Here is a 6,042-nt window from a genome sequence, read left to right on the forward strand (position 1 = left end):
GCGGGTGAATAATTACTTAACTTACTACAACGAAGAACGTATCCAAGAAAAATTAGGCTACCTCACACCGATAAAATATGGTGTGGCGGTAGCCTAATCAAGGTATTTTTATTAGTGTCTCATATAGCTAGGTCAGTCTAATCTTTTCTTTTTTTTTAGGTTACAAATAGTTCATTGGGTTGACACTATTCGCTGCAGAATAACTGCTGTATTTATAACTGTTTTTATGAATCTCAAAGTGCAAATGATTTCCGAACGAGTTTCCTGTATTCCCAACTGTTCCAATCTTCATACCTTTAGAGACTGTCTGACCATTTTTTACCGAAAGGCTGTTCATATGAGCATAAACGGTTACGTATTTTTGATTCTGTAGACTATGTGAAATCATAACGTGTTTACCGTATGCACCGCTGTTTTTAGATGTAATGACTTTTCCACTGGCAGAAGCGTAGACGGGTGTGCCTTTTGCTGCAGCTAGATCAACGCCATTATGGAATGTATAACCGTAAGCACCATTAGAGTTTCCGTATCCTTGGGTCAGCCGACCTTCTGTAGGAGAAGCAAAAAGAGAGTTATTATATGATGTTTTTTTGGCAACGTGGCTCTTATATTTTTTTAGGTAAGAACTATAGATATACCGTGTGTTTCCTTTGTAAAGGACTTTTGTCCAAGCTCCTTTTTTTCCTAAATAAGAAAAGGTCTGCCCAGTGTTAGTGATGCCGACAATTTTGTGATTGAGAGAAGGACCAGTCCGAACACGAAGATCGTCTGTCTTCACTTTTACGTTATATGCACTACTTGCTTCGACTTTTGGACTATGCATCGAAAAAGTTGTTGTGAGTAAGACACTAGAAGCGATAAGTATTACCTTGTTTTTCATTAGTTGTACTCCTTTAAAGATAAAGATACAGTGACGAACGATTTGTTAAAAGGAGTATAGCATCACTATATTACAAAAAAGTATATCAAATTCATTTCAAAAATTGACAAGAGATTTAATCAAAAAATGCATAGTTTTTTCACAAACGGATTTTATGATAAAAATTAAACACATTTCTTTTTTATAAGACGGTTTGTCAAATTAAGCGCAACACTTCCTCGGTGAAGGCCTCGTGTGCGGTTTTCCAGTCCAGGCACTTTCTCGGTCGCCCGTTGATCTTGGCCAGCGCATCCGCGAGTTCACCGTCACCGACCTGCGCGAAGTCCGTTCCTTTCGGGAAGAACTCGCGGAGGAGCCCGTTGGCGTTCTCGTTGCTTCCCCGTTGCCACGATGAGTACGGGTCGGCGAAATACATCGGCACGCCGAGCGACGCCTGGATGCGCTCGTGACCGCTGAACTCCTTGCCCCGGTCCGTCGTCGCCGTCACGAACGTGCCTTCCGGGAAGGCACCGTGCACCGCATGGATCGCCCCCTCCATCGAGGCCGCGGTGCGGTCCGCGATTGGCAGGGCGAGATAGAACCGGCTCTTCCGCTCGATGAACGTCGCGACGCACGCCTTCGATTTCCCACGTCCGGAGACGACGGTGTCGAGCTCCCAATGCCCGAATGTCCGGCGACCCCTGACCTCTGGAGGTCGTTTCGAGATGGGGAGACCGACGTTGATGCGACCGCGCGTCTCGGTCGGCTTTTGACGTTTCCCCTTCTGGCGGAGCACGGTCACGGGCACGTCGATCCGTCCCGCATAGATCCAGCGGTAGATGGTGGAGAAGGCAATTTTTCCTGCGTAGAGGCGGCCGACGATCTGTTCTGGTGACCAGGTCGCACGCAGCTTCTCGACGATCGTCCGGCGCATCGTGTCGTCGAGCTTCGTCTTGACGCCGCAACGGGTTTTCGCCTTCTCGTAGCGTTCCTGCGCACGTCCTGACTCGTAGCCGGGGTTCCGTCTGATCTCCCGCGAGACGGTCGAGGGCTGTCGCCCGGTCCGTCTCGCGATGGACCGGATGGACATCCCGAGCTCCAGATAGGTCTCTATTTTCACGCGCTCCGTTGTGGTAAGATGGGTGTAGCTCATAGCGATTCCTCCGTCTGAATGTTTGTGTCGTAACTTCATTCTAAACGAGGCCATCGCTGTGGGCTTTTTTATGCGTTCACGTTCAGATGTTGCACTTAATTTTATAATTCATCATAAAAAAGGGGTTTCCAGATAATCGGAAACCCCTTTTGCTTTTTATTCTTTCACTCGCATCAGCCGTAAACTGTTTAACGCGACTAGAAGGGTAGCGCCCATATCGGACATAATGGCGATCCATAGCGTCAGCCAACCCGGGATGACCAGCAGCAACGCGATCACTTTGATGCCAATCGCAAATGCAATGTTCGCTTTGATGATGTTCAATGATTTCCGACTCAACTTCACGGTGAACGGCAGTTTGCTCAAATCATCGCCCATCAAGACCACATCAGCGGTCTCCATAGCGGTATCGGTTCCGGCACCGCCCATGGCAATTCCGACAGTAGAGGCAGCGAGTGCCGGGGCATCGTTCACACCGTCTCCAATCATCGCGACATTGCCGTATTCAGCTCGTAAACGTTTGATGAAATTCAATTTATCCTCCGGCATCAGTTCGGCCTGGATTTCGGTGACACCGATCTGCTGGCCGATGGCCTGACCGGTTCCTTTGTTGTCGCCCGTCAGCATGATCGTCTTCTTGATGCCCATTTGGTGCAGCTTCTGAATGACGTCCTTGCTGGATTCACGGACTTCATCTGCCACGGCAATGACTGCCAGGATACTTTGTTCCGTTCCGATGATCATTGCCGTCTTGCCCTGATTTTGAAGAGCTGTGACGTTTTGTTCCAAGTCCTTATCGGCACTTGCGGTGCCCAACTCGTTGAAAAGGATCGGGCTGCCGATGTAGTATGTGATTCCTTCGACAGTCCCTTTAATCCCTTTGCCGGTAATGGATGAGAAGTCCTCGACCAAGACCGAAGAATAAGAAATATTTTCTGCATCCGCTTTTTTCATGATGGCCGAAGCAAGGGGATGCTGTGAGCGGTACTCCAGTGCTGTGACGATAGAAAGCAGCTCTTTTTCACTGATTCCCTTGTTCAGCACTTCAAAGTCCGTGACAACCGGAACCCCTTTGGTCAAGGTGCCGGTCTTGTCAAACGCGATGGCTTTCAGCGCGCCCATTTCTTCCAAATACACGCCGCCTTTTACCAAAACGCCTTTTTTCGCTGCGTTCCCGATAGCAGATACAATCGAAATCGGAGTCGAAATGACCAAAGCACACGGGCATCCTACGACTAGCACAGCCAATCCTTGGTAGACCCAGGTTTCCCAGCTGGCATCAAACAGAATGGGAGGAACGATGGCTACAAGCGCAGCAACGACCATGATAATCGGTGTATAATATTTGGCAAATTTATCGACAAACGCCTGCGAAGGAGCCCGTTCGCCTTGTGCTTCCTCAACCAGGTGGATGATTTTCGCAATGGTTGTGTCTTCAACCAACTTCGTGACTTTGACTTCGAGCAAGCCTTCTTCATTCAGCGTGCCCGCGAAGACGTCATCGTTCACCGTTTTGGCGACCGGCACGGATTCCCCGGTGATGGCCGCCTGATTGACCGCCGAATACCCGTTGGTCACCGTGCCGTCCATCGCAATCTTCTGTCCCGGTCTGACAATCATGGTGTCGCCCACCACAATGTCGTCTACCGAAATTAACTGTTCTTGGCCATTCCGCCGGACCAGTGCCTCTTTCGGAGCGATGTCCATCAACGAACGGATGGATTGTCTCGCCCGGTCCATGGAATAGCGTTCCAGTGCTTCACTGATCGCAAAGAGGATGACCACGATAGACGCTTCCGCCCATTCGCCGATAAAAGCCGCCCCGATGACGGCAACGGTCATGAGGGTTTTCATGTCGAAATCCAGGCGTATTAAATTCTGGAAACCGACTTTGAAGAGCGAGTACCCACCAATGACAATCGCCGCCACAAACAGGAGCGACGTCATCAGGTTGTCTTCGCCATTGACGAACTGGGAAATGTAGCCGAACACGATCAAGAGGGTGGAGTAGAGCAAGGTGCTGTGCTTTTGGTAGAACGGCACTTTCTTCTCTGTTCGAGCTGGCGCTTTTTCGGTTCCGGTATTCGTGATAGCTGGACGTCCTGTAATTTCAGGCGCCACCTTCAAGTTTTCAAACGCACCGGCTTTCTCCAATTCGTCGATGGTCGCTGCCCCGTAAACGGAAATTTTTGAAGCCCCGAAGTTCACTTTGGCATCTTGGACACCGGGGATCTGCTTGACGTTGTTCTCAAACTTCCCGGCGCAGTTCGCGCATGTAAAGCCTTCGACCCGGAAGACATTTTTGTCTTCGACGGTCACTTCAGGAGCCGCCTGGCGTTTCGGTTTTTCCGGTGCGACCTTCAAATTCTCGAAAGCGCCGGCTTTTTCCAGTTCCTCGACCGTCGCCTCGCCGTAGACCGCAATTTTCGAAGCCCCAAAGTTCACTTTGGCATCCTGGACACCGGGAATCTGTTTGACGTTCTTCTCGAATTTCCCGGCGCAATTCGCACACGAAAAGCCCTCAACCCGGTAGACCGTTTTGTCTTCTGTTTCCTTCGTTTTTTCAACCAACGGAAACAACCTCCTTCTGATGGATGAAGGCCACTTGCACCAAGTGTTTCACATGCGCGTCATCCAGTGAGTAGTAGACCAACTTGCCTTCCTTGCTGTATTTCGCCAACCCCATATTATTCAGTAGTCGCAGGTGGTAGGAGGCGGTTGCGGTAGATGAACCGATGATATTCGCAACGTCACACACACACAGTTTGTCCTCCAGCGATAAGGCGTAGGCGATCTTGATACGCGTATCGTCCGACAACGCCTTGAAGATCTTCGCCACTTCCAATGGATTTTGTTCAGACAGTTGCTGCTGGACTCGTTCCACCTTTTCTTCATCTACACAGACCACATCACAAATCTCTTTTGCCATTTTCATTCACTCCTTTTTCTCACTTCTGTTTACTCATTCGTTTTTTCAAGTAAGTGATTTTCTTCTATATAAAACAAAGAGTGCAAAGAATCACTTCAACTCACCAATCCCCAAAGGAATCGGAAAGTCCCATTCTCCGCCATAATCAAGATGCCGAGCCCGATGAAGACAATCGGCACAATCCACCGTTCCCAATTTTCTATCGTTTCAGAAATCGTTTTAACGGCTGCCAACCGGTAACTGAGGTAACACAAGACGGCGACCAGGATGGCAAAGACAACCAGCATCACCACAGTTTCACTTGGATTCAAGGTTGAAAAGTAGGGTATGTAGACGCCAATGTTGTCGCCGCCAGCCGCCAGGGTAATGACTGTAATGGTGACAAACAAGCGATTGGGGTTTCCGGAAGACAAACGGGACAGGAGATTCTCTTCGTCGTCCTCGTCTTCTTCTCGCTTCCAGACCCGGATGCCCAGGTAAATCGGAATGAGCCCTAGCAAGCCCACCCAGTGGGACGGCACAAGCGTCAGGCTGTACGCAGCCAACAGGCTGACGCCCACCAAGATGGCTGTTCCTAGGTATTGTCCGATGACAATGGATTTTAACTGGCCTTTTTTCATCGTTTGTGAAAACAGGATCAGCAAAATAATGACGTAATCAATGCTGGTCGCCACATAAGCGGCAACCGCGGTAAAAATCGTGGTTAACAGCACCCTCATCTCCTTTACGGATATCCTAGTGTGAAGTGATACCCTCTGATAGTTATACATTCAAACAAACGTTTGATTAATGCAAGTGTACAAAGATTTCGCTAGATTGTCAATTATATATTCAAATGATTGTTTTAATGTTTGGGCATGCTTGTTAGAATGAACAGGGAGCGACAAGTGGCAAGGCAAATTGAAATTTAGTATGGCCAATGCCTGCATGTCTTGTTAAGCATTCTATCTTTAGAAGAGCTAAAAATGGTATAGAAGAGGCTCATCACCATAAGGCGTGGTTGACGCATAACATCCATCAGATTTTGAATTGAACATAGAAAAAAAGCGAAAACCCCGGTATCGTAATTGTTGCCTAGACAAACCACGATTGGAGTTTTCG

The 6,042-nt window shown here is 48.7% G+C and carries 6 protein-coding genes; 1 reads left to right on the forward strand and 5 read right to left on the reverse strand.

Annotation, left to right across the window (positions count from 1 at the left end; all coding sequences use genetic code 11):
* The first annotated feature begins 4 nt into the window (after window positions 1-4).
* Window positions 5-97: an IS3 family transposase gene (locus KNP71_RS16085; RefSeq protein WP_353048060.1), complete on the forward strand. Its 93-nt coding sequence runs from the start codon at window positions 5-7 to the stop codon at window positions 95-97.
* A 63-nt stretch (window positions 98-160) separates the two neighbouring features.
* Here KNP71_RS16085 and KNP71_RS15515 read toward each other — a convergent pair whose 3' ends face one another.
* The 5 genes from KNP71_RS15515 to KNP71_RS15535 form a co-directional block, all read right to left on the reverse strand.
* Entirely contained in the window at window positions 161-880 is a 720-nt protein-coding gene (locus KNP71_RS15515; RefSeq protein WP_029336161.1) for a peptidoglycan DD-metalloendopeptidase family protein, read from the reverse strand.
* 196 nt (window positions 881-1,076) lie between these two features.
* Window positions 1,077-2,012: an IS30 family transposase gene (locus tag KNP71_RS15520; protein WP_214831046.1), complete on the reverse strand. Its 936-nt coding sequence runs from the start codon at window positions 2,010-2,012 to the stop codon at window positions 1,077-1,079.
* 156 nt (window positions 2,013-2,168) lie between these two features.
* A complete protein-coding gene (locus tag KNP71_RS15525; RefSeq protein ID WP_214827469.1) occupies window positions 2,169-4,583 on the reverse strand; it encodes a heavy metal translocating P-type ATPase in 2,415 nt (804 codons plus the stop codon).
* Window positions 4,576-4,941, reverse strand: a complete 366-nt coding sequence (locus tag KNP71_RS15530; RefSeq protein ID WP_029595499.1) for an ArsR/SmtB family transcription factor — start codon at window positions 4,939-4,941, stop codon at window positions 4,576-4,578. The genes KNP71_RS15525 and KNP71_RS15530 overlap by 8 nt, the downstream gene beginning before the upstream one ends.
* A 95-nt stretch (window positions 4,942-5,036) precedes the next feature.
* Window positions 5,037-5,651: a CadD family cadmium resistance transporter gene (locus KNP71_RS15535; RefSeq protein WP_029595498.1), complete on the reverse strand. Its 615-nt coding sequence runs from the start codon at window positions 5,649-5,651 to the stop codon at window positions 5,037-5,039.
* Window positions 5,652-6,042: the final 391 nt, after the last annotated feature.

The organism is Exiguobacterium sp. s56 (genome assembly GCF_018618255.1).
Classification (GTDB): Bacteria; Bacillota; Bacilli; order Exiguobacteriales; family Exiguobacteriaceae; genus Exiguobacterium; species Exiguobacterium chiriqhucha.

What these genes read in the sequence shown, in the direction of transcription:
- KNP71_RS15515 (WP_029336161.1), bottom strand. Translation starts at nt 880, where the DNA reads ATGAAAAACAAGGTAATACTTATCGCTTCTAGTGTCTTACTCACAACA.
- KNP71_RS15520 (WP_214831046.1), bottom strand. Translation starts at nt 2,012, where the DNA reads ATGAGCTACACCCATCTTACCACAACGGAGCGCGTGAAAATAGAGACC.
- KNP71_RS15530 (WP_029595499.1), bottom strand. Translation starts at nt 4,941, where the DNA reads ATGGCAAAAGAGATTTGTGATGTGGTCTGTGTAGATGAAGAAAAGGTG.